This is a genomic window from Halomonas ventosae (genome assembly GCF_004363555.1).
Taxonomy (GTDB): Bacteria; Pseudomonadota; Gammaproteobacteria; order Pseudomonadales; family Halomonadaceae; genus Halomonas; species Halomonas ventosae.
Window position 1 is genome coordinate 29233 of the sequence record NZ_SNZJ01000018.1, and the last position, 24883, is coordinate 54115.

The 24883-nt window shown below is 67.5% G+C and carries 24 protein-coding genes; 22 read left to right on the top strand and 2 right to left on the bottom strand.

The features are described from left to right. Nucleotides 1–8 precede the first annotated feature (8 nt). The 18 genes from DFP85_RS14440 (at nucleotide 9) to DFP85_RS14525 (ending at nucleotide 18280) form a co-directional block, all read left to right on the top strand. On the top strand, nucleotides 9–779 hold the full coding sequence (locus DFP85_RS14440) for a ParA family protein (RefSeq protein WP_106231169.1): 771 nt from the start codon (nucleotides 9–11) through the stop codon (nucleotides 777–779). 41 nt (nucleotides 780–820) lie between these two features. Continuing rightward, nucleotides 821–1735, top strand: coding sequence for a ParB/RepB/Spo0J family partition protein (locus tag DFP85_RS14445; RefSeq protein ID WP_133637152.1), 915 nt, complete (start codon nucleotides 821–823; stop codon nucleotides 1733–1735). A gap of 180 nt (nucleotides 1736–1915) precedes the next feature. Then, nucleotides 1916–2299 carry an ATP synthase subunit I gene (locus DFP85_RS14450; RefSeq protein WP_133637153.1) on the top strand — a complete coding sequence of 128 codons (384 nt, stop codon included), beginning with the start codon at nucleotides 1916–1918 and terminating at the stop codon, nucleotides 2297–2299. A 24-nt stretch (nucleotides 2300–2323) separates the two neighbouring features. Beyond that, nucleotides 2324–3148 (top strand): F0F1 ATP synthase subunit A, encoded by an 825-nt coding sequence (gene atpB, locus DFP85_RS14455; protein WP_133637154.1) that lies wholly within the window; start codon nucleotides 2324–2326, stop codon nucleotides 3146–3148. A 63-nt stretch (nucleotides 3149–3211) separates the two neighbouring features. Then, nucleotides 3212–3439 (top strand): F0F1 ATP synthase subunit C, encoded by a 228-nt coding sequence (gene atpE, locus DFP85_RS14460; protein WP_023006402.1) that lies wholly within the window; start codon nucleotides 3212–3214, stop codon nucleotides 3437–3439. A gap of 75 nt (nucleotides 3440–3514) precedes the next feature. After that, nucleotides 3515–3985 carry a F0F1 ATP synthase subunit B gene (locus DFP85_RS14465; protein ID WP_106231173.1) on the top strand — a complete coding sequence of 157 codons (471 nt, stop codon included), beginning with the start codon at nucleotides 3515–3517 and terminating at the stop codon, nucleotides 3983–3985. A gap of 11 nt (nucleotides 3986–3996) precedes the next feature. Further along, complete coding sequence (locus tag DFP85_RS14470) at nucleotides 3997–4533, top strand: F0F1 ATP synthase subunit delta (protein ID WP_133637155.1); 537 nt, start codon at nucleotides 3997–3999, stop codon at nucleotides 4531–4533. Between the two features lie 16 nt (nucleotides 4534–4549). Continuing rightward, entirely contained in the window at nucleotides 4550–6094 is a 1545-nt protein-coding gene (gene atpA / locus DFP85_RS14475) for a F0F1 ATP synthase subunit alpha (protein WP_133637156.1), read from the top strand. 71 nt (nucleotides 6095–6165) lie between these two features. After that, nucleotides 6166–7047 (top strand): F0F1 ATP synthase subunit gamma, encoded by an 882-nt coding sequence (gene atpG / locus DFP85_RS14480; RefSeq protein WP_106231176.1) that lies wholly within the window; start codon nucleotides 6166–6168, stop codon nucleotides 7045–7047. Between the two features lie 66 nt (nucleotides 7048–7113). Beyond that, nucleotides 7114–8490 carry a F0F1 ATP synthase subunit beta gene (atpD, locus tag DFP85_RS14485; protein ID WP_106231177.1) on the top strand — a complete coding sequence of 459 codons (1377 nt, stop codon included), beginning with the start codon at nucleotides 7114–7116 and terminating at the stop codon, nucleotides 8488–8490. A gap of 25 nt (nucleotides 8491–8515) precedes the next feature. Then, on the top strand, nucleotides 8516–8944 hold the full coding sequence (locus DFP85_RS14490) for a F0F1 ATP synthase subunit epsilon (RefSeq protein ID WP_133637157.1): 429 nt from the start codon (nucleotides 8516–8518) through the stop codon (nucleotides 8942–8944). 147 nt (nucleotides 8945–9091) lie between these two features. Continuing rightward, complete coding sequence (gene mgtE / locus DFP85_RS14495; protein ID WP_424955095.1) at nucleotides 9092–10426, top strand: magnesium transporter; 1335 nt, start codon at nucleotides 9092–9094, stop codon at nucleotides 10424–10426. 87 nt (nucleotides 10427–10513) lie between these two features. Further along, nucleotides 10514–11323, top strand: a complete 810-nt coding sequence (locus tag DFP85_RS14500) for an undecaprenyl-diphosphate phosphatase (protein WP_133637159.1) — start codon at nucleotides 10514–10516, stop codon at nucleotides 11321–11323. Next, entirely contained in the window at nucleotides 11320–12423 is a 1104-nt protein-coding gene (locus DFP85_RS14505) for an FAD:protein FMN transferase (protein WP_133637160.1), read from the top strand. The genes DFP85_RS14500 and DFP85_RS14505 overlap by 4 nt, the downstream gene beginning before the upstream one ends. A 68-nt stretch (nucleotides 12424–12491) precedes the next feature. Next, the gene (gene glmU, locus DFP85_RS14510) at nucleotides 12492–13859 is read left to right on the top strand and encodes a bifunctional UDP-N-acetylglucosamine diphosphorylase/glucosamine-1-phosphate N-acetyltransferase GlmU (protein WP_133637161.1); all 1368 of its coding nucleotides are present in this window, start codon (nucleotides 12492–12494) and stop codon (nucleotides 13857–13859) included. Nucleotides 13860–13870: 11 nt separating this feature from the next. Further along, complete coding sequence (gene glmS / locus DFP85_RS14515) at nucleotides 13871–15706, top strand: glutamine--fructose-6-phosphate transaminase (isomerizing) (protein WP_133637162.1); 1836 nt, start codon at nucleotides 13871–13873, stop codon at nucleotides 15704–15706. A 41-nt stretch (nucleotides 15707–15747) separates the two neighbouring features. After that, the gene (locus tag DFP85_RS14520) at nucleotides 15748–16578 is read left to right on the top strand and encodes a DUF72 domain-containing protein (RefSeq protein WP_133637163.1); all 831 of its coding nucleotides are present in this window, start codon (nucleotides 15748–15750) and stop codon (nucleotides 16576–16578) included. 361 nt (nucleotides 16579–16939) lie between these two features. Then, nucleotides 16940–18280 (top strand): sodium-dependent transporter, encoded by a 1341-nt coding sequence (locus DFP85_RS14525; RefSeq protein ID WP_133637164.1) that lies wholly within the window; start codon nucleotides 16940–16942, stop codon nucleotides 18278–18280. Nucleotides 18281–18358: 78 nt separating this feature from the next. Here the strand turns inward: DFP85_RS14525 and DFP85_RS14530 are convergent, their stop codons facing one another. Then, on the bottom strand, nucleotides 18359–18574 hold the full coding sequence (locus tag DFP85_RS14530) for a PA3496 family putative envelope integrity protein (protein ID WP_106231186.1): 216 nt from the start codon (nucleotides 18572–18574) through the stop codon (nucleotides 18359–18361). Nucleotides 18575–18821: 247 nt separating this feature from the next. Here DFP85_RS14530 and hexR point away from each other — a divergent pair, with 247 nt between their 5' ends. The 3 genes from hexR to DFP85_RS14545 all read left to right on the top strand — a co-directional run bounded on the left by hexR (nucleotide 18822) and on the right by DFP85_RS14545 (nucleotide 23276). After that, complete coding sequence (hexR, locus tag DFP85_RS14535; RefSeq protein WP_133637165.1) at nucleotides 18822–19685, top strand: transcriptional regulator HexR; 864 nt, start codon at nucleotides 18822–18824, stop codon at nucleotides 19683–19685. 154 nt (nucleotides 19686–19839) lie between these two features. Beyond that, nucleotides 19840–22047, top strand: a complete 2208-nt coding sequence (gene uvrD / locus DFP85_RS14540) for a DNA helicase II (RefSeq protein WP_133637166.1) — start codon at nucleotides 19840–19842, stop codon at nucleotides 22045–22047. A gap of 128 nt (nucleotides 22048–22175) precedes the next feature. Next, the gene (locus tag DFP85_RS14545) at nucleotides 22176–23276 is read left to right on the top strand and encodes a TRAP transporter substrate-binding protein (RefSeq protein ID WP_133637167.1); all 1101 of its coding nucleotides are present in this window, start codon (nucleotides 22176–22178) and stop codon (nucleotides 23274–23276) included. 87 nt (nucleotides 23277–23363) lie between these two features. Here DFP85_RS14545 and DFP85_RS14550 read toward each other — a convergent pair whose 3' ends face one another. Then, nucleotides 23364–23771: an acyl-CoA thioesterase gene (locus DFP85_RS14550; protein ID WP_106229642.1), complete on the bottom strand. Its 408-nt coding sequence runs from the start codon at nucleotides 23769–23771 to the stop codon at nucleotides 23364–23366. A 139-nt stretch (nucleotides 23772–23910) separates the two neighbouring features. On the opposite strand from DFP85_RS14550, the gene DFP85_RS14555 reads away from it, so the two are divergent. Further along, nucleotides 23911–24855, top strand: a complete 945-nt coding sequence (locus DFP85_RS14555; RefSeq protein ID WP_133637168.1) for a phosphate ABC transporter substrate-binding protein — start codon at nucleotides 23911–23913, stop codon at nucleotides 24853–24855. Nucleotides 24856–24883 lie beyond the last annotated feature (28 nt).

The following is a 24883-nucleotide window of genomic DNA, read 5'->3' on the forward strand; positions in this document are numbered from 1 at the left end:
AGTTGCCCGTGACCAAGATCATAGCCTTGACCAACCAGAAGGGCGGCGTGGGCAAGACCACCACCGCCGTGAACCTAGCCGCCAGCCTGGCGGCCCTGGACCGCCGCGTGCTGCTGGTCGACCTGGACCCCCAGGGCCATGCCACCATGGGCAGCGGCGCCGACAAGCATGATCTGGATGGCAGCGTGCTCGACGTGGTGCTGGGCGAGAAGCGTCCCACCGAGGTGATCCTCGACTGTCCGCAGGCCGGTTATGCGCTGCTGCCCGGCAACGGCGACCTGACCGCCGCCGAGGTGGAACTGCTCGACCGTCACGAGGGGCGCGAGCGCTGCCTGGTCAAGGCCCTGGAGGAGGTGGCCGGCGAATATGACGTGGTGCTGATCGACTGCCCACCGTCGCTGAACATGCTCACCGTCAACGCCCTGACCGCCGCCGATGGCGTGCTGATCCCGCTGCAGTGCGAGTTCTACGCCCTGGAGGGGCTGTCGGCGCTGCTCGATACCGTGGAGCAGATCAAGGACAGCGTGAACCCCCAGATCGAGATCTTCGGGATCCTGCGCACCATGTTCGATGCCCGCAACAGCCTCACCCGCGATGTCAGCAAGCAGCTGCGCGACTACTTCGGCGATGCGCTGCTCAAGACCACCATCCCGCGCAACGTGCGGGTCGCCGAGGCGCCGAGCCATGGGCTGCCGGTGACCAAGTACGCCCGCTTCTCGCGCGGCAGCCAGGCCCACCGGGTGCTGGCCAAGGAACTGATCCGGCGCCTGTCGCTGTAGGCCGGCCGCCGAATACCGCTGGTAGTGATGAGGGAATGTCGATGACGCGTAAACGCGCCCTGGGACGCGGCCTGGATGCCCTGATCGGTGCCAACGCCCGCCGCCGTGAAAGCCTTGACCTGCCCGAGGTCGACACGAGCGAGGCCACGCCGGTCCCGGAAGTGCCGGAAAGCCCCGCCGAGGAGCGCCTCGAGCGGCTGCCGCTGGGGCAGCTCTCCCGCGGCAAGTACCAGCCGCGTCGTGACATCCAGCCCGAGGCCCTCGAGGAGCTGGCCGATTCGATTCGCGCCCAGGGCGTGATGCAGCCCATCGTGGTCCGTCCCGTCGGCGAGGCACGCTACGAGATCATCGCCGGCGAGCGTCGCTGGCGCGCCGCCCAGCTCGCCGAGCTCGACGTGATTCCCGCGGTGATCCGCGAGGTCAGCGACGAGGTCGCGCTGGCGCTGGCGCTGATCGAGAACATCCAGCGCGAGGACCTCAACCCCGTCGAGGAGGCGATGGCCCTCAAGCGGCTGCTCGAGGAGTTCGCCCTCACCCAGCAGCAGGTGGCCGATGCCGTGGGCCGCTCCCGTGCCCAGGTGGCCAACCTGCTGCGGCTGCTGACGCTGGACCCCGAGGTGCAGACCCTGCTCGAGCGCGGGGACCTGGACATGGGCCACGCCCGTGCCCTGCTGGCGCTCTCCGGCGCCAAGCAGCGCAAGGCCGCCCATGAGGTGGTCAACAAGGACCTGACGGTTCGTGACACCGAGGCGCTGGTCAAGCGCCTGGCCAACGGGGAACCCGCCAGGCCGCGGCGCGAGGCGCCGTCCGCGGACGTGGCCGGCCTCGAGACGCGGCTCGCCGAGGTGCTCGGGGCGCCCGTCAAGATCCAGCACGGCCGCGGGGGCAAGGGGCGGGTGACCATTCGCTACGCCAGCCTCGACGAGCTCGACGGCATCCTGGAGCATATCCGATGAGCCGGTTGGGCGTGGGACCTTGCCGCTACTGTCGACAATCCGTCCCCCTTTGGTCGAAGACGGATCCCATATCGCCGGAATCGGCGTCGCTCTGGTTGAAGGGCCGGGGGGGGTTCCCTATAATCCGCGGTTGTTTGCCTGTGGGTCGCGGCCCGTTGCATAGGACATGGCGAGTGACCCATGGCTAGCCACCCGGCGGCGAGACGGCGACCCAACTATCGCCGACTGCTGCAGGCTCAGGGAGGCGTCGTCGTCGCCATGGCGCTTCTCGGCCTGGTGGCCGGCGGGCAGGAGGCAGCCCTCTCGGCAGTGACCGGTGGTCTCGTCTGTCTTCTTCCCAATCTCTATTTCGTCTGGCGACTCGGCGTTCTGGGGGGCGGCCGACAGGCAAGGCGCTTCGTGTCCAGCTTCTATCGGGCCGAGGCGGGCAAGCTCGGTTTGACGGTGGCACTGTTCGCCCTGGTATTCGCGTCAGTACCCCCCTCAAACCTGGCTTTTTTCTTTGGCGCATACGTGGCGGTCCACTTCATGCACTGGCTGGCTCCCTGGCTACTGCGTGAATGACCGACCCCAACGAGAGGCAGATCCATGGCTGGCAACAACCCCTCGCCGACCGAGTATATACAGCACCACCTGCAGAATCTGACCTTCGGCTATCATCCCGAGAACGGCTGGTCGATGGCGCACTCCGCCGCCGAGGCGCAGGAGATGGGCTTCTGGGCCCTGCACCTGGATACCATGGGCTGGTCCATCGCCATGGGCGCGCTGTTCATCTGGCTGTTCCGCAAGGCCGGCAAGGTGGCGACCACCGGCGTGCCGGGCACCCTGCAGAACCTCGTCGAGATGGTCTTCGAGTTCGTCGAGAACACCGTCCACGGGGCCTTCCATGGCCGCAACCCGGTGATCGCGCCGCTGGCGCTGACGCTGTTCGTCTGGATCTTCCTGATGAACCTGCTCAAGCTGATCCCGGTGGACTATGTGCCCGAGATCTTCGTGCGCCTCGGCATCGACTACATGAAGATGGTGCCCACCACCGATCCCAATGCCACCCTGGGCATGGCGATCGGCGTCTTCCTGCTGATCATCTACTACAGTCTCAAGGTCAAGGGCGTGGGGGGCTTCGCCAAGGAGCTCTCGCTCACGCCCTTCAACCACTGGTCGCTGATTCCCTTCAACCTGATCATGGAAGTGATCGGCCTGCTGGTGAAGCCGCTCAGCCTCGGCCTGCGTCTCTTCGGCAACATGTTCGCCGGCGAGGTGATCTTCATCCTCATCGCCCTGCTGCCGTTCTGGGTGATGTGGACGCTGAACGTGCCCTGGGCGATCTTCCACATCCTGGTCATCACGCTCCAGGCCTTCATCTTCACCGTGCTGTCCGTCGTCTACCTGAGCCAGGCGCACGAACATCACTGAAACGCGCAACACTTGATCAACCCCCAACCTTGAACCTCAACTCGAGAAACTAGGAGCACCACCATGGAACTCGTCTACATTGCTGCCTCCCTCATGATCGGTCTGGGCGCCCTCGGTACCGGCATCGGCTTCGCCATCCTCGGCGGCAAGCTGCTGGAATCCACCGCGCGCCAGCCGGAGCTGGGTGACCAGCTGCAGACCAAGACCTTCCTGATGGCCGGCCTGCTGGACGCCGTGCCGATGATCGGTGTCGGTATCGCGATGTACCTGATCTTCGTTGTCGCCGGTTAACGTGCCGCATACCGGGCGCCCTGCGCTCGGTTTGCCTGTTTCCGGTCGCCACGAACCAGTCAGAGGTACATCCCTGTGAATATCAACATGACGCTTATCGGGCAGACGATCGCCTTCGCGATCTTTGTCTGGTTCTGCATAAAGTTTGTGTGGCCGCCGATCAGCAACGCGCTCCACGAGCGGCAGCGCAAGATCGCCGATGGCCTCGATGCGGCCAGTCGGGCTTCCCGCGACCTCGAGCTCGCCCAGGAGAAGGCGGACGCCACCCTGCGTGAGAGCAAGGAGCAGGCTTCCCAGATCCTCGAGCAGGCCAACAAGCGCTCCTCGCAGATGATCGAGGAGGCCCGCGAGCAGGCCCGCGCCGAAGGTGAGCGCATCGTGGCATCCGCGCGAGCCGAGATCGACCAGGAAGTCCAGCGTGCCAAAGACGAGCTGCGCGCCCAGGTATCGCATCTGGCGGTCTCCGGGGCCGAGCGGGTTCTTGAAGCCTCCGTCGACGAGAAGGCACATCGCAAGCTGCTCGACAAGCTTGCCGCCGAACTGTGAGGAGGTGACCCATGGCGGAACTGTCTACCGTCGCACGACCCTATGCCAAGGCAGCGTTCGACTATGCCCGTGACCAGCAGGTACTGGATGCCTGGTCCGGCTGGCTGGTCACGCTGGGTCGAGTCGTCGCCGTGCGTGATGTCGAGAAGCTTCTGACCCATCCGGGCCTGGCCGCCGAGCGCAAGGTGGCCCTGTTGCTGGAGCTGGCGGACATCGACATCGACGAGGCGGCGCGTCGCTTCCTCGACACTCTGGGCGAGAAGGGCCGCCTGCCGGCCCTGACGGCCATCGCCGAACAGTTCGAGCGGCTGCGCGCCGAGCTCGAGAAGCGCGTCGATGTCACCGTGGTCTCGGCCTACCCGCTCGACGACAAGCAGCAGAACAAGCTCGCCGGTGCGCTCAAGAAGCGCCTGAATCGCGAAATCTCCATTACCACTCAGGTGGACTCCGCGCTTCTCGGTGGTGTCATCCTGCGTGCCGGCGACACCGTCATCGACGGGTCGGTACGCGGTCGACTGACGCGCCTCTCCGAAGCCCTTACCGCTTGAGTCTGAGGGACATGGCATGCAGCAACTGAATCCTTCCGAGATCAGCGACATCATCAAGCAGCGTATCGAGAAGCTGGATGTCGCATCCGAAGCCCGCAATCAGGGCACCATCGTCAGCGTCTCCGACGGCATCGTGAAAGTTCACGGCCTCGAGGACGCGATGTTCGGTGAAATGATCGAGTTCCCCGGCAGCATCTTCGGCATGGTGCTCAACCTCGAGCGTGACTCCGTGGGCGCCGTGGTGCTGGGCGACTACCTGCAGCTCGAAGAGGGCATGACCGCCCAGTGCACCGGCCGTATCCTCGAGGTGCCGGTGGGCCCCGAGCTGGTCGGCCGCGTGGTCGATGCCCTCGGCAACCCCATCGATGGCAAGGGCGACATCAACGCCAAGATGACCGATGCGGTGGAGAAGGTCGCCCCCGGCGTCATCACCCGCCAGTCGGTCGACCAGCCGGTGCAGACCGGCCTCAAGTCCATCGACGCCATGGTGCCGATCGGCCGCGGCCAGCGTGAGCTGATAATCGGCGACCGCCAGATCGGCAAGTCGGCCATCGCCATCGATGCCATCATCAACCAGAAAGGTAAGGGCATCACCTGCGTCTACGTGGCCATCGGCCAGAAGCAGTCGACCATTGCCAACGTGGTGCGCAAGCTCGAGGAGCACGGCGCGATGGAGCACACCATCGTGGTCGCCGCCGGCGCCGCCGACCCGGCCCCGATGCAGTTCCTCGCGGCCTACTCCGGCTGCACCATGGGCGAGTACTTCCGCGACCGCGGCGAAGACTCGCTGATCGTCTACGATGACCTCTCCAAGCAGGCCGTGGCCTATCGCCAGGTCTCCCTGCTGCTGCGCCGTCCGCCGGGCCGCGAGGCCTTCCCGGGTGACGTCTTCTACCTCCACTCCCGCCTGCTCGAGCGTGCCGCTCGCGTGAACGCCGACTACGTCGAGAAGTTCACCAACGGCGAGGTGAAGGGCAAGACCGGCTCGCTGACGGCCCTGCCGATCATCGAGACCCAGGGTGGTGACGTCTCGGCCTTCGTGCCGACCAACGTGATCTCCATCACCGACGGTCAGATCTTCCTCGAGACCGACCTGTTCAACTCGGGCATCCGTCCGGCGATCAACGCCGGCCTCTCGGTGTCCCGTGTCGGCGGTTCGGCCCAGACCAAGATCATCAAGAAGCTCGGCGGCAGCGTGCGCCTGGCCCTGGCCCAGTACCGCGAGCTGGCGGCCTTCGCCCAGTTCGCCTCCGACCTGGACGAGGCCACCCGCAAGCAGCTGGAGCATGGTCAGCGCGTCACCGAGCTGATGAAGCAGAACCAGTACTCGCCGATGTCCGTGGCCGAGATGGCCCTCTCCCTGTATGCCGCCAACGAGGGCTACCTGGAGGAGGTCGAGGTCAACAAGGTGCTGGACTTCGAGCGTGCCCTGCGCGACTTCATGAAGGCCGAACACGCCGAGCTGCTCGACAAGATCAACCAGACCGGCGACTACAGCAGCGAGATCCAGGAAGGGCTGAAAGAGGGTCTCGACAAGTTCAAGGCCACTCAGAGCTGGTAATCCCGTTGGCCCGTCCCGCTTGCGGGGCGGGCCCTGGAGCTTTCTGAGTGCCACGAACGGAGTAGATCGCTATGGCAGCTGCAAAAGAGATACGCACCCAGATCGGGAGCATCAAGAACACGCAGAAGATCACCAGCGCCATGGAAATGGTCGCGGCGTCGAAGATGCGCAAGGCCCAGGACCTGATGAAGGCCAGCCAGCCCTATGCGCGTCAGATCCGCAACGTGGTCTCGCATGTCGCCGATGCCAACCCGGAGTACCGTCACCCCTGGATGGTCGAGCGCGACGCCAAGCGGGTGGGCTATATCGTGGTCTCCACCGACCGTGGCCTGTGTGGCGGCCTGAACGTCAACCTGTTCAAGGCCGTGGTCAAGGATGCCCGGGCGTGGCGCGACCAGGGCGCGGAGCTCGACTTCTGTGCCCTGGGCTCCAAGGCCGGCACCTTCTTCAAGAGCTACGGGGGCAACCTCGTCGCGGCGAAGAGCGGCCTGGGCGAGTCGCCCGAGGTCGAGGACCTGATCGGCAGCGTGAAGGTGATGCTGGATGCCTATGACGAGGGCGAGCTGGACCGCCTGTTCGTGGTGTACAACGAGTTCGTCAACACCATGACCCAGAAGCCGGTGGTCCGCCAGCTGTTGCCCCTGTCGCCCGATATGGGCACGGATTCGCACGACGAAGAAGACACGCGTCCCGGTAGCTGGGACTACCTGTATGAGCCGGATGCCAAGGCGCTGCTGGATAGCCTGCTGGTGCGATTCGTCGAATCGCAGGTCTACCAGGCGGTGGTCGAGAACGGGGCCTGCGAGCAGGCCGCGCGGATGATCGCCATGAAGAGTGCCACCGACAACGCCGGCAATCTCATCGACGACCTGGAGCTGGTGTACAACAAGGCCCGTCAAGCGGCCATTACCCAGGAAATCTCCGAGATCGTCGGTGGTGCCGCCGCCGTATAGCGCCAGGGGAGGCCATGGCCCTCCCGGCATGCAGGTTTCATTTTCAGGTATTTGAGAGGAACCAAGATGAGCGGACGTATCGTACAAATCATCGGCGCGGTGATTGACGTAGAGTTTCCGCGGGACAACGTGCCCAAGGTCTACGACGCGCTGAAGGTCTCGGATGTCGAGACCATTCTCGAGACCCAGCAGCAGCTGGGTGACGGCGTGGTGCGCACCATCGCCATGGGCTCCACCGAGGGGCTCAAGCGCGGCATGGACGTCGCCAACACCGGCGCGGCCATCTCCGTGCCGGTGGGCAAGGCGACGCTGGGCCGCATCATGAACGTGCTCGGCGAGCCCATCGACGAGGCGGGCGAGATCGGCGAAGAAGAGCGCATGCCGATCCACCGCAAGGCCCCGGGCTACGCCGACCAGGCGGCCTCCAACGAGCTGCTCGAGACCGGCATCAAGGTCATCGACCTGGTCTGCCCGTTCGCCAAGGGCGGCAAGGTCGGCCTGTTCGGCGGCGCCGGCGTGGGCAAGACCGTCAACATGATGGAGCTGATCCGCAACATCGCCACCGAGCACAGCGGCTACTCGGTCTTCGCGGGGGTCGGCGAGCGTACCCGCGAGGGTAACGACTTCTACCACGAGATGACCGAGTCCAACGTCATCGACAAGGTGTCGCTGGTCTACGGCCAGATGAACGAGCCGCCCGGCAACCGCCTGCGCGTGGCGCTGACCGGCCTGACCATCGCCGAGAAGTTCCGCGATGAAGGCCGCGACGTGCTGCTGTTCGTCGACAACATCTACCGTTACACCCTGGCCGGGACCGAGGTCTCCGCCCTGCTGGGCCGGATGCCCTCCGCGGTGGGTTACCAGCCGACCCTGGCCGAGGAGATGGGTGTGCTCCAGGAGCGCATCACCTCCACCAAGACCGGCTCGATCACCTCCGTGCAGGCCGTCTACGTGCCCGCGGACGACCTGACCGACCCGTCGCCGGCGACCACCTTCTCGCACCTGGACGCCACCGTGGTACTGGCGCGCTCCATCGCCGAGCTGGGTATCTATCCGGCTATCGATCCGCTGGACTCCACCTCGCGCCAGCTCGACCCGCTGGTCGTCGGCGAGGAGCACTACAACACCGCCCGCGGCGTGCAGAACGTGCTGCAGCGCTACAAGGAGCTCAAGGACATCATCGCGATCCTGGGCATGGACGAGCTGTCCGACGAGGACAAGCTGGCCGTCTCCCGGGCGCGCAAGATCCAGCGCTTCCTGTCGCAGCCGTTCTTCGTGGCCGAGGTGTTCACCGGGTCGCCCGGCAAGTACGTGTCCCTCAAGGACACCATCCGCGGCTTCCAGGGCATCCTCGACGGCGAGTACGACGAGTTGCCGGAGCAGGCCTTCTACATGGTCGGCACCATCGACGAGGCCGTCGAGAAAGCCAACCAGATGAAGTAATCCCGTCTACCTGGGAGACGTCGTCATGACGAAAAGCTTCAAGTGCGAGATCGTCAGCGCCGAGGAGGGGATCTTCTCCGGCCAGATCGAGCGGGTCATCGCCACCGGGCGCATGGGCGAGCTGGGGATCCTCCCCGGCCACGCCCCGCTGCTGACCGAGCTCAAGCCGGGCCCGGTGCGCGTGATCCATGATGGCGGCCAGGAGGAGAACTACTATGTCTCGGGAGGCTTCCTGGAAGTCCAGCCGGATGTGGTGACCATCCTGGCCGACGCGGCCACCCGCGCCCATGACCTCGATGAGGCGGCGGCCGAGGAGGCACGTCAGCATGCGCTGAAGAGCCTCAACGACAAGTCCGCCGAGCTGGACTACACCCGGGCATCGGCCGAACTGGCCGAGGCTGCCGCCCAGCTGCGCACGATCCAGCAACTGCGCAAGAAGGCCGGCAAGGGCTGATCCCGCCTCGTGCCGTCGACCGCGCCCCCCGTACCCAGTGTCCGGGGGGCGTTGTCGTCTCTGGCGGCCACCGGTTGACGACACGGCGTTCACAGGAGGATAGCCATGTCCCTCGATGACACCCTGCAGCCGCACCGTACGGCGCTGATGACCGCCCTGGAGGAGGAGGACGACGATCGGCTCGGCGTGCTGCTGGGCGAGCTGCGGTCGGCGGACATCGGCGAGCTCGTCGAGGACGCCCTGGGCGAGGACGAGGAGGGCCTGCCGGTGGCCCTGGCGCTGCTCGACGGCCTGCCCCTCGAGCGGCGTGCCAATGTGCTGGGCTACCTGCCAGGCGAGGAGCAGCGGGCGGTCGCCGAGGCGATGGAGGACAAGGCGCTGCTGCTGCTGCTCGAGGAGATGGGCTCCGACGAGCGGACCGACCTGTTCAAGGTGCTGGACGAGGATCGGCGCGAGGCCCTGCTGCGGCGCATGGCCCACCGCGAGCGCGAGGAACTCAAGCGGCTGGCCAGCTACGAGGAGGGCACTGCCGGGGCGATCATGACCGCGGACTACGTGGCCATCCCGACGGGGATGACCGTCTCCCGCGCCCTGATGCGGGTGCGGCAGACGGCCCCGGATGCCGAGACGGTCTACCAGCTCTATATCGTCGATCCCGAGGGGCGCCTGGCCGGCACCCTGTCGCTGCGCCAGCTGATGGTGGCGCGCCCCGGTGCGCTGATCGACGACCTGATGATCAAGGACGTGATCAGCGCCAGCGTCGACGAGGCCCAGGAGGAGGTGGCACGCACCGTTGCTCGCTACGACCTGCTGGCCCTGCCGGTGGTCGACGCCGAGCGGCGCCTGGTGGGCATCGTCACGCATGATGACGCCATGGACGTGGTGGAGTCCGAGGCCACCGAGGATATCCACAAGGGGATGTCCATCGGCGCGCTGGAGGACGGGGTCAGCCGGGTGCCGCTGTGGAGCCTCTACCGCAAGCGGGTCACCTGGCTGGTGCTGCTGGTGTTCGGCAACCTCTTCTCCGGGGCCGGCATCGCCTACTTCGAGGAGACCATCGCCGCCCAGGTGGCGCTGGTCTTCTTCCTGCCGCTGCTGATCGGCAGCGGCGGCAACGCCGGCGCCCAGGCCGCCACCCTGATGGTGCGCGGCATGGCCACCGGCGACGTGGGCGTCAAGGACTGGGGCAAGCTGCTGGGCCGCGAGCTGCTGGTGGCCGGCTCCCTGGGGCTGACCATGGCGCTGGCCGTGGCGCCCATCGGGGTGATCCGCGGCGGTGAGGCGGTGGCGATGGTGGTGGCGGTGAGCATGATCTGTATCGTGCTGTTCGGCAGCCTGCTGGGCATGTGCCTGCCCTTCGTGCTCGACCGCCTGGGCTGGGACCCGGCCACTGCCTCGGCGCCGCTGGTGACGACCGTGATCGATGCCTCGGGGGTAGTGATCTACTTCGGCTTCGCCACCGCCATGCTGTCGGGCGTCTGACCCCCTGGCGGCGGACATCCGGGCCGCGGATGTGTATCCTCTGCTTCCGCCGAGGTGTCGGCGACTTCCACCCACACGGACCGTTCCATGGACTGGCTACAGATCGTTGTCCTCTCGATCGTTCAGGGATTGACCGAGTTCCTGCCGATCTCCAGCTCCGCTCACCTGATCCTGGTGCCGGTCTTCACCGACTGGAACGACCAGGGCCTGGCCTTCGACGTCGCCCTGCACATCGGCAGCCTGAGCGCGGTGGTGCTCTACTTCCGCCATGAGCTGGTCGGCATGACCGCCAGCTGGTGTCGAAGCGTGACGGGGCGCGGCACCGATGAGGAGGCGCGTCTGGCCTGGTGGGTGATCCTCGCCACCATCCCGGTGGGGGTCGCGGGGCTGGCCTTTAAGGACACCATCGAGGTCGTCATGCGCTCGCCGCTGGTCATCGCCGGGGGCCTGATCGGCTTCGGCCTGCTGCTCGCCTACGCCGACTGGCGACGCCGCGGCTCGCGAAACGAGTATCACCTGAGCTGGCAGGATGCCCTCTGGATCGGCCTGGCCCAGGCCCTGGCGCTGATCCCCGGCACCTCCCGTTCCGGCATCACCATGACCGCAGGACTGCTGCTGGGCCTGAACCGGGAGAGCGCGGCACGCTTCTCCTTCCTGCTGTCGATCCCGGTGATCGTGCTGGCCGGTGGCCTGGAGATCGTCGGGCTCGCCGGCGCCCCCGGACCGGTGGACTGGGGCGCCCTGATCATGGGGGCGCTGCTCTCGGGCATCAGTGCCTATCTCTGCATCCACTTCTTCCTGGTCTTCATCAAGCGTATCGGCATGCAGCCCTTCGTGGTCTACCGCCTGGTGCTGGGTGTGGCCCTGATCTGGCTATTCGGAGGTTCCCCGTCATGAGCGTCTGGCGTTCCCTGTGGCTGCTCCTGCTGATCCTCGTGATGGCGGGCTGCTCCGAACGCGACCGGCCACTGGACTCGCCGGTGACCCTGGAGGGAGAGACCTTCGGCACCTTCTACCAGGTGACCATCGCCGACCCCCTGACCCAGGGAGAGGCCAATGAACTGGAGGAGGGCATCCAGGCCGAGCTTGAGGCGGTGGATGCGGCCATGTCCACCTGGCGAGAGGATTCCGAGCTGATGGCCTTCAACGAGGCACCGCTGGGCAAGTGGCAGCCGCTCTCCGACGCGCTGATCGAGGTGCTGGCCATCGGCCAGTCGGTGGCCGAGACCAGCGACGGGGCCTTCGACATGACCATCGGCGGGCTGGTCAACCTGTGGAGCTTCGGGCCCGAGGCGCGTCCGCGGGAGGTACCGGACGAGGCCACCCTGGCCGCCCGACTGGCCGAGATCGGCCCCGACAGCCTGGAGGTCGACGAGCAGGCGTTCCAGGCCCGGCGCCTGCGCGATGTCTTCGTCGACCTCTCCGGCGTGGCCAAGGGCCATGCCACCGACCGGGTCGCGGCCTACCTGACCCGGCAGGAGATCGAGCACTACCTGGTCAACCTGGGCGGGGAGGTCAGGGTGCGCGGCCATCGCGACGCCGAGTCCGAGCCCTGGCGCATCGGCGTCGAGATCCCCCGGGATGGCCCCCAGGCCGCCCGGCATGTGCTGCCGCTGGAGGACATCGCGGTGGCCACCTCCGGCGACTACCGCAACTACTTTGAACACGACGGCCAGCGCTACTCCCACACCCTGGACCCGCGCACCGGCCGGCCCATCGATCATCGCCTGGCCTCGGTGACCGTCGTCCACCCCTCCGACGCCTGGGCCGACGCCTGGGCCACCGCCCTGCTGGTGCTCGGCGAGGAGGCGGGCATGGCGCTGGCCCGGGAGCGCTCGCTCGCGGTGCTGATGCTGGTGCGCCAGGGCGAGGGCTGGGCGAGCCTCGCCAGCCCGGCCTTCGTGGACCATTTCGGCCGCGAGGCCGTCGACGGCCTCGGCGTCACCGTGGTCGATGGACCGGCAGCCGGCGCGGCGGCGGAAGCGGGCCGCCCCTAGACATGGCGGGAGAGGCGGGACGCCCCCTAGAATAGACGGGATCAGACGAACCAGCACAAGGAGTCATGATGACGCTCGACGTGGTGATACTGGCAGCGGGGCAGGGAACCCGCATGCGCTCGACCCGGCCCAAGGTGCTGCACCGGCTGGCCGGCAAGCCGATGGTGCGTCACGTGATCGACACCGCCCGGGGGCTCGAGGCCGAGCGCACCCATGTGGTGGTGGGCCACGGGGCCGAGCAGGTCCGCGAGGCACTGGCCGACTGCCGGGTGCACTTCGCCCTGCAGGTCGAGCAGAAGGGTACCGGCCATGCCGTGGCCCAGACGCTGGAGGCGCTCGGCGAGGGCAAGGTGCTGGTGCTCTACGGCGACGTGCCGCTGATCCGGCGCGAGACCCTGGTCGAGCTGCTTGCCCATGTCGACGAGCGGCACCTGGGTCTGCTCACCGTGACCCTGGAGGACCCCGCGGGCTACGGGCGTATCCTGCGCAACGCGGCCGGTGAGGTGGTGGCCATCGTCGAGCACAAGGATGCCTCCGAGTCCGAGCGGGCCGTGCGCGAGTGCAATACCGGCATCATGGCCATGACCGCCGCCCAGCTGCGCCGCTGGCTGCCGCGTCTCTCCGCCGACAACGCCCAGGGCGAGTACTACCTGACCGACATCATCGCCATGGCCGCCGCCGAGGGGGTGAGCATCGCCACCGCCCAGCCGGCGCGACCGCTGGAGGTCGAGGGCGTCAACAACCGCGCCCAGATGGCCCGCCTGGAGCGCGCCCACCAGCACGACATCGCCGAGCGACTGATGGAGCAGGGGGTGGCGCTGGCCGACCCGTCGCGCCTCGACGTGCGTGGCCGGCTGACCTGCGGTCATGACGTGGAGATCGACGTGGGCTGCGTCTTCGAGGGCGAGGTGGAGCTGGGCGAGGGGGTGCGCATCGGGCCCCACTGCGTGATCCGCGACAGCCATGTCGGCGCCGAGAGCGTGATCGACTCCCACAGCGTCCTCGACGGGGCGGTGGTGGCCGGGCGCAATCGCATCGGCCCCTTCGCCCGGCTGCGCCCCGGCTCGCGGCTGGCGGTGGGGGCCAAGGTCGGCAACTTCGTCGAGACCAAGAACGTCGAGGTGGGCGAGGGCAGCAAGATCAACCACCTGAGCTATGTGGGCGACGCCCGGCTCGGGCATGATGTCAACGTCGGCGCCGGGACCATCACCTGCAACTACGATGGCGTCAACAAGCACCGTACCGAGATCGGCGACGAGGCCTTCATCGGCTCCAACACGGCGCTGGTGGCGCCGGTCAGCGTCGGCCGCGGCGCCACCGTGGGCGCCGGTTCGACCATCAGCAAGGATGTCGCCGACAACGCCCTGGCCGTCTCCCGGGGCCGCCAGGTGAGCAAGGCCGACTGGCCGCGGCCGACCAAGCGCCAGGAACCCTGAGGAGAGGTCATATGTGTGGAATCGTCGGTGCCGTTGCCCAACGCAACGTCCAGGGCATCCTGCTGGAGGGGCTCAAGCGCCTGGAGTATCGCGGCTATGACTCCGCCGGCATGGCGGTGCTCGCCCCGGAGGGACGCCTGCAGCGACGGCGTGCCCTGGGCAAGGTGGCGGCCCTGGAGGAGCGCCTGGTCGACGAGCCGCTGCCGGGACACAGCGGGATCGCCCATACCCGCTGGGCGACCCACGGCCGCCCCAGCGAGGCCAATGCCCACCCGCACCAGTCCGGCGAGCGGCTGGCGGTGGTGCACAACGGCATCATCGAGAACCATGAGGCGCTGCGGCGCGAGCTCGAGGCCGAGGGCTACGCCTTCACCTCCGAGACCGACACCGAGGTGATCGCCCACCTGCTGGAGCGGGAGAGTCGTGAGGCCGGTGACCTGCTCACCGCCGTTCGGCGGGTACTGGCCCGGCTGGACGGTGCCTATGCGCTGGGGGTGATCCATGCCGAGGAACCCGACGTCGTCATCGGCGCCCGCAAGGGCAGCCCGCTGGTGGTGGGGGTGGGTATCGACGAGGCCTTCCTGGCCTCCGACCCCCTGGCCCTGCTGCAGGTCACCGACCGCTTCATCTACCTCGAGGAAGGAGACGCGGTGCGCCTCTCCGCCGGCGGGCGCATCGAGGTGTTCGATGCCCGGGGCATGGCGGTCGAGCGTGAGGTGCACACCTTCGAGCATGGCGACGGGGCGGCCAGCAAGGGCGACTATCGCCACTTCATGCTCAAGGAGATCCATGAGCAGCCGATGGTGATCGCGGCCGCCCTGGAGGGGCGCCTGGGCGAGCGCTCGGTGCTGGTGGAGAGTTTCGGCCCCGAGGCCGAGGCCCTCTTCGGGCAGGTCAGGCAGGTCCATATCGTCGCCTGCGGCACCAGCTACCATGCCGGCATGGTGGCCCGCTACTGGCTCGAGCGCTATGCCGGGTTGCCGGTGCAGGTGGAGGTGGCCTCGGAGTATCGCTATCGCCAGGTGGTGGTGCCGGAGGGAACCCTCTTCGTCACCCTCTCCCAGTCCGGCGAGACCGCCGATACCCTGGCGGCGCTGCGCTTCGCGCGGGAGCGCGGCTATCTGGCCAGCCTGGCGATCTGCAACGTGCCGGGCAGCTCGCTGGTGCGCGAGTCGGACCTGACCCTGATGACCCAGGCCGGGCCCGAGATCGGCGTGGCCTCCACCAAGGCCTTCACCACCCAGCTCACCGCCCTGATGCTGATGACCCTGGCACTGGGCCGGGTACGGGGCCTGGCCGAGGCCGAGCAGGCAAGCCTGGTCCAGGGGCTGCGTGAACTGCCCGGCCTGGTGGCACGGGTGCTGGAACTGGACCCGGCCATCGAGCGGCTCTCCATGGCCTTCGCCGAGAAGCACCATGCCCTCTTCCTGGGCCGCGGCGCCCACTTTCCCATCGCCCTGGAGGGTGCGCTCAAGCTCAAGGAGATCTCCTATATCCATGCCGAGGCCTACCCGGCGGGCGAGCTCAAGCACGGTCCGCTGGCGCTGGTCGACAGCGAGATGCCGGTCATCTCCGTGGCGCCCAACGACGAGCTCCTCGACAAGCTCAAGTCGAACCTTCAGGAGGTGCGCGCCCGGGGTGGCGAGCTCTTCGTCTTCGCCGACGAGCAGGTGGGGCTGAACGAGGAGGAGCACGTGCACGTGCTGCGCCTGCCCCATGTGCACGAGGCGCTGGCGCCGATCCTCTATACCCTGCCGCTTCAGCTGCTCAGCTACCACGTGGCGGTGCTCAAGGGCACCGACGTGGACCAGCCGCGCAACCTGGCCAAGTCCGTCACCGTGGAGTGAGCCCGCTGGATGCTCCGCCGCGCCTTCACCTGGGGCTGCCCATGTGGGCCAATCCCGACTGGCGCGGCGGCTTCTATCCGCCCCATGGCGGCAATCAGGGCTGGCTGGCCGACTACGCCCGGGTGTTCCCCACCGTGGAGGGCAACACCACCTTCTACAGTGGTGCCCCGCGGGCCGAGACGGTGGCGGCCTGGGCCCGCCAGGCACCGCCGGGCTTTCGCTTCTGCTTCAAGCTGCCGGCGAGCCTGACCCACGAACGGCGTCTCGCCGCCATCGAGGCCGACCTCGATGCCTTCCTCGAGGCACTCTCGCCGCTGCATGACCGGCTCGGCCCGATGATGGTCCAGCTGCCCCGGGATTTCGGCCCCGACGAGCTGCCGCGGCTGGAACATCTGCTGGCACGCTGGCCGGCAGGGATTCCCTGTGCGGTGGAAGTGCGCCACAGGGAATTTTTCCACAAGGGGAGGGCCGAGAAGGTCCTCAACCGAATGTTGATAACTTTTGGCGCTAACCGTGTGATGCTCGACGTGCGCCCGCTCTTCGCCACCGCCCCCGGCACCCATCCGGGGCTCCAGCACGCCCAGGCCGAGAAGCCGAGAGTCCCATTACACGTGCTTTCCACGGGAGACTGCCCGCTGGTGCGCTTCATCGGCCACCTCGACGACGACCTCAACGAGCGCTGTTTCACGCCCTGGATCGACCGTCTCATCCTGTGGATAAATCAGGGGAAAACCCCTTACCTGATGGTGCATACGCCGGACAATCGCGGGGCGCCGGAACTGGCACGACGCCTGCATTCGCGGCTTTGCGAACACTGTTCACTCCCTTCCCTCGAGGCCTTTGCCGGCGAGCGCCAGACGACGCTCTTCTAGGGGCGCCTCAGGCCGTCGCTCTACGCCCAAAGGGGGAGGCAATAATCTTGCCGCCGTGACTGGCCATCGAGCGTTTGATCGGATAGTTTTACGGGTCGGTGTGCCAATACCCATGGATATTGACTGGATCCTGCGCATAACCCGCGTGGATCTTGCGAGTATCGGGCACCCAGGCATTCTCCCGTTCCTTGCCGCACCGGCCCGGGACGTGCGAGATGCGACACGGCAGCGATCCTGCCTGGATCCTGTCATGCTCTGGACGGCGTCGTGTGACCCATGGCGCCCTGGACGTGGCAATGACAAGCACAAGCCGTCATCGCGCCGGATCGGCCGTTGGCGACACGTACACTCAGGGTGAAACATGTCGAAACTCTCCCACGCACAGTGGTCATCGAAGATGGCCTTCATCCTGGCTGCCACCGGTTCGGCGGTGGGGCTGGGCAATATCTGGCGCTTTTCCTACATGGTGGGTGACAGCGGGGGCGCGGCCTTCGTGCTCATCTACCTGGCCTGTGTGGCCCTGGTGGGCCTGCCGATCCTGGTGGCGGAATGGCTGATCGGCCGCCGCGGCCAGGAAAACCCGATCAACTCCATGGTCGACCTGGCCCGCAAGAACGGCCGCCTGCCCGCCTGGGCACTGGTCGGAGCCAGCGGGGTGCTGGCCGCCTTCCTGATCCTCTCCTTCTACAGCGTGATCGGTGGCTGGTCGCTCTCCTATACCCTCGGTTCGGTGACCGGCGCCTTTACCGGCCAGGACGCCGACGGCGTCGGTGAGATCTTCAATGGCCTGCTGGGCAACCCCGTGGCCCTGACCCTGTGGCATACCGCCTTCATGGCGCTGGTGGTCTGGATCGTGGCGCGTGGCGTCACCAAGGGCCTGGAGGGCGCCGTGCGCACCCTGATGCCGGCACTGGTGGTGCTGATGCTGGTGCTGGTGGGCTATGGCATGACCACCGGCCATTTCGGCGAGGCGCTGGCCTTCATGTTCAGCCCCGACTGGGGCGCGGTCACCGGCGAGGTGGTGCTGGCTGCCATGGGACAGGCCTTCTTCACCCTGTCGCTGGGCATGGGCATCATGATGGCCTACGGCTCCTACCTGGGCGAGGACGTCAACCTGATCGGCACGGCCCGGACGGTGATCATCCTGGATACCACCATCGCCCTGCTGGCGGGCCTGGCCATCTTCCCCATCGTCTTCGCCAACGGCCTGAGCCCGGGCGAGGGACCCGGCCTGATCTTCGTCACCCTGCCGCTGGCCTTCGGCAACATGACCGGTGGCATGATCCTCGGCCTGATGTTCTTCCTGCTGCTGACCTTCGCCGCGCTGACCTCGGCGATCTCGCTGCTGGAGCCGGTGGTGGAGCTGATGGAGGAACGCACCCCGCTCTCCCGCGTGGCGGCCACCCTGGTGGGCGGCGTGGCGGTATGGGCACTGGGTATCGCGGCGCTGATGTCGTTCAACGTCTGGAGCGAGCTGTCGATTGCGGGCCTGAACATCTTCGACTTCCTGGACACCCTGACCAGCAAGTTCATGCTGCCGCTGACCGGCCTGGGGGCCATCCTGTTCGTGGCCTGGCGGCTGGACCGCGACAGCGTGGCGGCCGAGCTGAACCTCTCCGGCGGGCAGGCGACGCTGTGGCACCTGGTGTCCCGCTTCGTGGCACCGGTGGGCGTGATTCTGGTCTTCGTCTCGAGCCTGTGAGACGGGAGCGCCGCACGCTCCGGCGCAGTAAGCCCTCGACGAGCCCCGCCCCGGCGGGGCTCGTTGCGTGATGCGGTCTCAGTGCATCTCGTCTTCCGCCAGCTCCTCGTCGGGGAGCGGCGCGATGTCCCGGCTCAGGCGCTTGAATTCGTTGTGCAGTTCGATGCCGCGCCGGGCGCGCAGGTTGCGCTGGGCGGCGGTGCGTGAACGCTGCTCGTGTTCGACGACTTCCATGCTCATGAAGATGTCGAGAAGCTCACTCTTGAGGGAGGATAACCGTTCGACATTGCGCATGATCGACTCTCCTAAAAGATTCGCGACACTGCATGTCTTACTATACCCCACTTGACAGAATGATGACGGCGCCTGCTGCGAGCGCACAACGCTGTGCCAACGCTCGCCGCCTGCGCGGCTTCCCGCCGTACCCAGGTGCCGAACTGCGCATCGGTCGCCGGCTTGGGGCATACTGTGAAGATGAACCCGCCAATCGTTCCGCCGTTCCGCCCTCGTCGCGGGGCGGCAAGTCCGCAAGGAGTCCCGCGTGAGCCGCGCCCTGTTCGATGAGATGAGACGTCGCATGGAGCACTTCCGCCGCTCCGAGCAGAAGGTGGCGCGCTTCGTGCTGCGCCAGCCAGAGGAAGTGATCCACATGCGCATCGTCGACCTGGCCACCGAGGCCAAGGTCAGCGAGCCCACCGTGGTGCGCTTCTGCCGCGCCCTGGGATGCAACGGCTTCCAGGACTTCAAGCTCCAGCTGGCGCAGATGCTGGCCTCGGGCAGCCAGTTCGCCCAGTTCTCGATGAATGACAGCGACTCGGTGGCGGAATTCTCCCAGAGCATCTTCGATTCCACCGTGGGCACCCTGCTCTCGGTGCGCGACCGGCTCGACAACGAGGCGCTGAGCCAGGCCATCAATGCCCTGGCCATGGCCAACCGGGTGGAGTTCTATGGCTTCGGCGCCTCCGGCGCGGTGGCTTTCGATGCCCAGCACAAGTTCTTCCGCCTGCAGATCTCCACGGCGGCCTACGCCGACCCGCACATGCAGAACATGTCGGCGGTGACCCTAAAGGAGGGTGACGTGGTGGTGGCGATCTCCCAGACCGGCCGCACCCGGGCGCTGGTGGCCAGCGTGCGTCTGGCCCGCGAGGCTGGCGCCACGGTGATCGGCCTCTGCCCCAGCGGCTCGCCGCTGGCCGAGGAGGTCACGCTGCCGCTCTATATCGATGTCCACGAGGACACCGAGATCTATACCCCGATGAGCTCGCGCATCGCCCACCTGGTGCTCATCGACGTGCTGGCGGTGGGCGTGGCCAAGACCCGTGGCCCGAAACTCGCCGAGCAGCTCCGCGAAGTGAAGAAGAGCCTCAACCCGCTGCGCTTTCCTGAGCAGGAGGGCAAGCCCTAGGCCTGCGGCCCGCTACCAGCATCAAGGAGCAAGTGACAAGGAAACCCCTTGGCTGACCCTTGTGCTTCAGGGGTACCGTGCTCGGCGCGTCCGGCTCCGCCGGGCGCGATATGCTAAGCTATCGGCCCATTTTCCGAGCAGCGATGCCTTCCCCATGGACGACGTCACGGCGATTCTCGATCACATGAACCCGGCCCAGCGTGAGGCCGTCAGTGCGCCCCAGGGCAACATGCTGGTGCTGGCCGGGGCCGGGTCCGGCAAGACCCGGGTGCTGGTGCATCGCATCGCCTGGCTGATGCAGGCCGAGGGGCTCTCGCCCTACGCCGTGCTCGCCGTGACCTTCACCAACAAGGCGGCCCGCGAGATGCGCACCCGCCTGGAGGCGCTGCTGGGCATCTCCTTGCGCAATGTCTGGGTGGGCACCTTCCACTCCATCGCCCATCGCCTGCTGCGCACCCACTGGCAGGATGCCCGGCTGCCCCAGCACTTCCAGATCATCGACAGCGACGACCAGCTGCGGCTGGTCAAGCGGCTGCTCAAGGACCACCGCATCGATGACGAGCGCTTCCCGCCGCGCCAGGTGCAGTCGTTCATCTCTGGCTGCAAGGAGGAGGGGCTGCGCCCCCACCAGGTCGATGCCCATGGCGATGCCTACCTGGCCCAGATGGTCGAGCTCTACGAGCGCTACCAGCTGACCTGCGAGCGTGGTGGCCTGGTGGACTTCGGCGAGCTCCTGCTGCGCAGCCTGGAACTGCTGCGCGACAACCCGGCGCTGCTGGCCCACTACCAGGCGCGCTTCGGCCATGTGCTGGTGGACGAGTTCCAGGATACCAACACCCTGCAGTACGCCTGGCTCAAGCTGCTCACCGGCATGAAGACCCCGATGACCGTGGTGGGCGACGACGACCAGTCGATCTACGGCTGGCGCGGGGCGCGCATCGAGAACATCCGGCGCTTCGAGCAGGAGTTCCCCGCCACCAAGACCGTGCGCCTGGAGCAGAACTACCGCTCCACCAGCGCCATCCTCGAGGCCGCCAATGCCCTGATCCGTCATAACAGCGAGCGCATGGGCAAGGAGCTGTGGACCGAGGGCGCCAGGGGCGAGCCGATCTCCGTCTACTCGGGCTTCAACGACCTGGATGAGGCGCGCTTCATCGTCGACACCATCCGCGAGAAGGTCGAGGAGGGCTTCAACCGGCGCGAGATCGCCATCCTCTACCGCTCCAACGCCCAGTCCCGGGTGCTGGAGGAGACCCTGATCCGCCAGGGCGTGCCCTACCGCATCTACGGCGGCCAGCGCTTCTACGAGCGCCTGGAGATCAAGAACGCCCTGGCCTACCTGAGGCTGCTGCTAAACCGCGATGACGACGCCTCCCTGGAGCGGGTGATCAACGTCCCGGCCCGGGGCATCGGCACCCGCACCGTGGAGGTGCTGCGCCACCGCGCCCGGCAGAGCGAGGTCTCGCTGTGGCAGGCGCTGCACGACAGCCTGCTGGATGCCTCGCTCAAGGGGCGGGCCGCCACGGCGGTGCGTGCCTTCGCCGACCTGATCGAGCGCCTCGACAACGACACCGCCGGCCTGGCGCTCCACGAGATCATCGATCACGTGATCGAGCGCAGCGGCCTGGTCGAGCACCATCGCAGCGAGAAGGGCGAGAAGGGGCAGGCCCGGGTCGAGAACCTGGAGGAGCTGGTCACCGCCGCCAAGGCCTTCACCCAGGGCGAGAGCTTCGAGCCCCCCGAGGCCGGCGAGGGGGCCGCAGCCCTGGAGGCCTTCCTCTCCGAGGCCGCGCTGAACGCCGGCGACCACGAGGCCGACGAGTTCGAGGACTGCGTGCAGCTGATGACCCTGCACTCGGCCAAGGGCCTGGAGTTCCCGGTGGTGTTCATCGCCGGCGTCGAGGAGGGCCTGTTCCCGCACAAGATGTCCATGGAGGAGCCGGGGCGCCTGGAGGAGGAGCGGAGGCTCTGCTACGTGGGCCTGACCCGTGCCATGCGCAAGCTCTACCTGACCCACGCCGAGCTGCGCCGCCTGCACGGCAAGGAGACCTTCCAGCGCGCCTCGCGCTTCCTGCGCGAACTGCCCGAAGAGTATCTCGAGGAGGTGCGGCTGCGCGGCCAGATCTCCCGGCCCGTGACCGCCGGCCGCCCGGCCATGGGGCTCTCGCGGCAGACCTCGGTCGACGGGGGCGCTGACCTGCCGTCGCTCTCGCTGGGCCAGCGAGTCAGCCACCCGGTGTTCGGCGAGGGGGTGATCCTCAACGCCGAGGGGGAGGGCGAGCGTGCCCGGGTCCAGGTCAGCTTCGAGGGCGAGGGCGACAAGTGGCTGGTGCTGGGGTTCGCCAAGCTGACGCCGCTCTGATTTTCGTTGACGTTAACGTCAGGTGCGGGCACTTGCCGGGCAATTCGGCCTTGACGCATACTCGCGAGCGGACACGCTTTAGCCCGCAGGCACTGCGGGAACAATAATCCTCCTGGAGTCACGCTCGCATGCAACGTCGCCTCTTCCTCAAGAACAGCCTCAAGACCCTTGGCGCCGGTGCCGCCGCCGGCGCCGCCGCCCCCTTCATCTCCACGGCCAGCGCCCAGGAGACCATCACCTGGGACATGGTGACCTCCTGGCCCAAGAACTTCCCGGCGCTGGGCACCGGCGCCAACGACTTCGCCGCGCGCATCGAGCGCCTCTCCGGTGGCCGCATGAAGGTCCGCGTGCATGGCGCGGGCGAGCTGGTGCCGGCCATGGAGGTGTTCGACGCGGTGGGCGAGGGCACCGCCCAGATGGGTCACTCCGCCTCCTACTACTGGCGCGGCAAGACCCTGGCCTCCCAGTTCTTCACCGCCGTGCCCTTCGGCATGAACACCACCGAGACCAACGCCTGGCTCTACCATGGGGGCGGTCTTGAACTCTGGGACGAGGTGTATGCCAAGCACAACCTCAAGCCCTTCCCGGTGGGCAATACCGGCACCCAGATGGCCGGCTGGTTCAAGAAGGAGATCAACTCGCTGGAGGACATGCAGGGGCTCAAGCTGCGCCTGCCGGGGCTGGCCGGCGAGGCCATGAACGGCATCGGCGTGACCACCGTCAACACCCCGGGCTCCGAGATCTTCACCTCCCTGCAGACCGGCGTGCTGGATGCCGCCGACTGGGTCGGTCCCTACAACGACCTGGCCTTCGGCCTGCACCAGGTGGCCAAGTACTACTACACCTCGGCCTGGAACGAGCCCAGCGCCATCCTCGAGGGCACGGTCAACCTGGAGGCCTGGAACGCCCTGCCCGACGACCTCAAGGCGGTGGTCAGCGAGGCGGCCATGGCCTCCAACCTGGCGATGATCAGCGAGTTCGCGGTGCGCAACGCCGAGGCGCTCGATACCCTGGTCAGCGAGCATGGTGTGGAGCTGCGCACCTTCCCGGAGGAGGTACTGGAAGCGCTTTACGCCTCCTCCCAGGAGGTGCTCCAGAAGCAGGTGGAAGCCGACGAGGAGTCGCGGAAGGTCTACGACTCCTACACCGCCTTCCAGCAGAAGGTGCAGCGCTTCACCGACGTGGGCGAGTTCGCCTACCTGAAGACCCGGGAGAAGGTCGGCGCCTGAGGCCCGGCCTCGCCTGCCTTCCCGCCATGGGCGCCCCTGCGGGCGCCCATTCTTGCTACGGGGATGGTGATGGGGAGGGCGACGGCATCAGTCGCCCTGGCGGGCGGCCCGGATCCGCCCGTTGTCGTCCAGGGCGACCATCACGAAGCGGGCCTCGGTGACCTTGTGCAACTCGTCGGGGTCGCGTTCATGGGGGGCACGGATCCACACTTCCACGTCGATCTTGATCGAGCTGTGGCCGATCTCGCTGACCCGGGTGAAGATATTGACCATCGAGCCCACCCGCACCGGGCAGAGGAAGTCCATGGCCTCGATGGCCACGGTGGCCGTGCGGCCCCGGGCCTCGCGGCCGGCGGCCACCTCGGCGGCCTGGTCCATGCGGGCGACCAGCCAGCCGCCGGGGATGTCGCCGTGAAGGTTGGTATCCTGGCGACTGGCCAGCTGCTTGAGGGTCAGTCGGCCCTGGGGGGCGGGAATATCGTCGATGTCTGTCATGGAAGCCTGAGCGACTCGGGTTGTTGTTGTGGGGCGTTTATCAGCTCGCCATGGTATACGGCGAGGCCACCGGTTCACCACCATTGCGACAAGATGCCCCGCTGCCGGCCCGCTTCACCCCTTCATCGAGGAAGCTGAGATGTCTGCCATCCTGCGCCGTTGCCTTGCCCCCTGGCTGCTGCTGGCCATGCTCGGTGCTCCCCAGGCCCTGGCCCAGCAGGTCGCCGGGACCCTGGGCGCCGTGGGTTCCGATACCATGGCGGGGCTGATGCTGCGCTGGGGCGAGGCGCTGACCCGCCAGCATCCCGGCATCCGCCTGCAGCTGCAGACCAGCGGGTCGGCCAGCGCGCCGCCGGCCCTGGTGGCCGGCACCACCCGGCTGGGCCCCATGTCCCGCCCCATGAACGAGGCCGAGCGTCGGGCCTTCATCGAGCGCCATGGCTATCCACCGCGGGAAGTGGCGGTGGCGCGGGACGCCCTGGTGGTCGTGGTCCATCGCCACAACCCCCTCGAGAGCCTGGGGGAGCGCGAACTGGATGCCATCTTTTCCGACTCACGGCGCTGCGGGGCGCGTGAGGGGATCAACCGCTGGCGACAGCTGGGACTCGACGAGCCCGAGGGGCGCATCCGCCTGCATGGCCGCAATGCGGCCTCCGGCACCCAGGCGCTGTTCCGGCGTGTCGCGCTGTGCGGCGGTCACTTCCGCCCCGAGGTCAACGAGCACCCGGGCTCCGCCGCGGTGGTGGCGGCGGTGGCGGAGGACCCGCGGGCCATCGGCTATGCCGGGCTCAACCACCTGACGCCGGGGGTGAAGGCCCTGGCCCGCCGCGATGCCGAGGGGACGCGCCACTTCCCCGACCCGAGGGCGGTTCGGCGCGGCGACTATGCGCTCTCCCGCGACCTCTACCTCTACCTCAACCTGCCCCCCGGCGAGTCGCTGCCGGCCGCCGAGCGGGCCTTCCTCGACCTGGTGCTGTCGCCGGCCGGGCAGGCGATCGTCGAGGAGCTGGGGTTCGTGGCCCTGCCCGAGACGAGGCGGCTACGCCAGCGACAGGGGCTGGCGCTGGACGACGCCGGCCGCTGATGCTGTCATCTGCCTGTCATCACACTGT

Coding starts and splice junctions, on each gene's coding strand:
- DFP85_RS14490 (WP_133637157.1), top strand. CDS start 8,516: ATGACGAAAAGCTTCAAGTGCGAGATCGTCAGCGCCGAGGAGGGGATC.
- glmS (WP_133637162.1), top strand. CDS start 13,871: ATGTGTGGAATCGTCGGTGCCGTTGCCCAACGCAACGTCCAGGGCATC.
- DFP85_RS14450 (WP_133637153.1), top strand. CDS start 1,916: ATGGCTAGCCACCCGGCGGCGAGACGGCGACCCAACTATCGCCGACTG.
- DFP85_RS14445 (WP_133637152.1), top strand. CDS start 821: ATGACGCGTAAACGCGCCCTGGGACGCGGCCTGGATGCCCTGATCGGT.
- DFP85_RS14525 (WP_133637164.1), top strand. CDS start 16,940: ATGTCGAAACTCTCCCACGCACAGTGGTCATCGAAGATGGCCTTCATC.
- DFP85_RS14500 (WP_133637159.1), top strand. CDS start 10,514: ATGGACTGGCTACAGATCGTTGTCCTCTCGATCGTTCAGGGATTGACC.
- DFP85_RS14555 (WP_133637168.1), top strand. CDS start 23,911: ATGTCTGCCATCCTGCGCCGTTGCCTTGCCCCCTGGCTGCTGCTGGCC.
- uvrD (WP_133637166.1), top strand. CDS start 19,840: ATGGACGACGTCACGGCGATTCTCGATCACATGAACCCGGCCCAGCGT.
- atpB (WP_133637154.1), top strand. CDS start 2,324: ATGGCTGGCAACAACCCCTCGCCGACCGAGTATATACAGCACCACCTG.
- atpE (WP_023006402.1), top strand. CDS start 3,212: ATGGAACTCGTCTACATTGCTGCCTCCCTCATGATCGGTCTGGGCGCC.
- DFP85_RS14545 (WP_133637167.1), top strand. CDS start 22,176: ATGCAACGTCGCCTCTTCCTCAAGAACAGCCTCAAGACCCTTGGCGCC.
- atpD (WP_106231177.1), top strand. CDS start 7,114: ATGAGCGGACGTATCGTACAAATCATCGGCGCGGTGATTGACGTAGAG.
- atpA (WP_133637156.1), top strand. CDS start 4,550: ATGCAGCAACTGAATCCTTCCGAGATCAGCGACATCATCAAGCAGCGT.
- DFP85_RS14505 (WP_133637160.1), top strand. CDS start 11,320: ATGAGCGTCTGGCGTTCCCTGTGGCTGCTCCTGCTGATCCTCGTGATG.
- DFP85_RS14530 (WP_106231186.1), bottom strand. CDS start 18,574: ATGCGCAATGTCGAACGGTTATCCTCCCTCAAGAGTGAGCTTCTCGAC.
- DFP85_RS14470 (WP_133637155.1), top strand. CDS start 3,997: ATGGCGGAACTGTCTACCGTCGCACGACCCTATGCCAAGGCAGCGTTC.
- atpG (WP_106231176.1), top strand. CDS start 6,166: ATGGCAGCTGCAAAAGAGATACGCACCCAGATCGGGAGCATCAAGAAC.
- glmU (WP_133637161.1), top strand. CDS start 12,492: ATGACGCTCGACGTGGTGATACTGGCAGCGGGGCAGGGAACCCGCATG.
- mgtE (WP_424955095.1), top strand. CDS start 9,092: ATGACCGCCCTGGAGGAGGAGGACGACGATCGGCTCGGCGTGCTGCTG.
- DFP85_RS14520 (WP_133637163.1), top strand. CDS start 15,748: ATGTGGGCCAATCCCGACTGGCGCGGCGGCTTCTATCCGCCCCATGGC.
- DFP85_RS14550 (WP_106229642.1), bottom strand. CDS start 23,771: ATGACAGACATCGACGATATTCCCGCCCCCCAGGGCCGACTGACCCTC.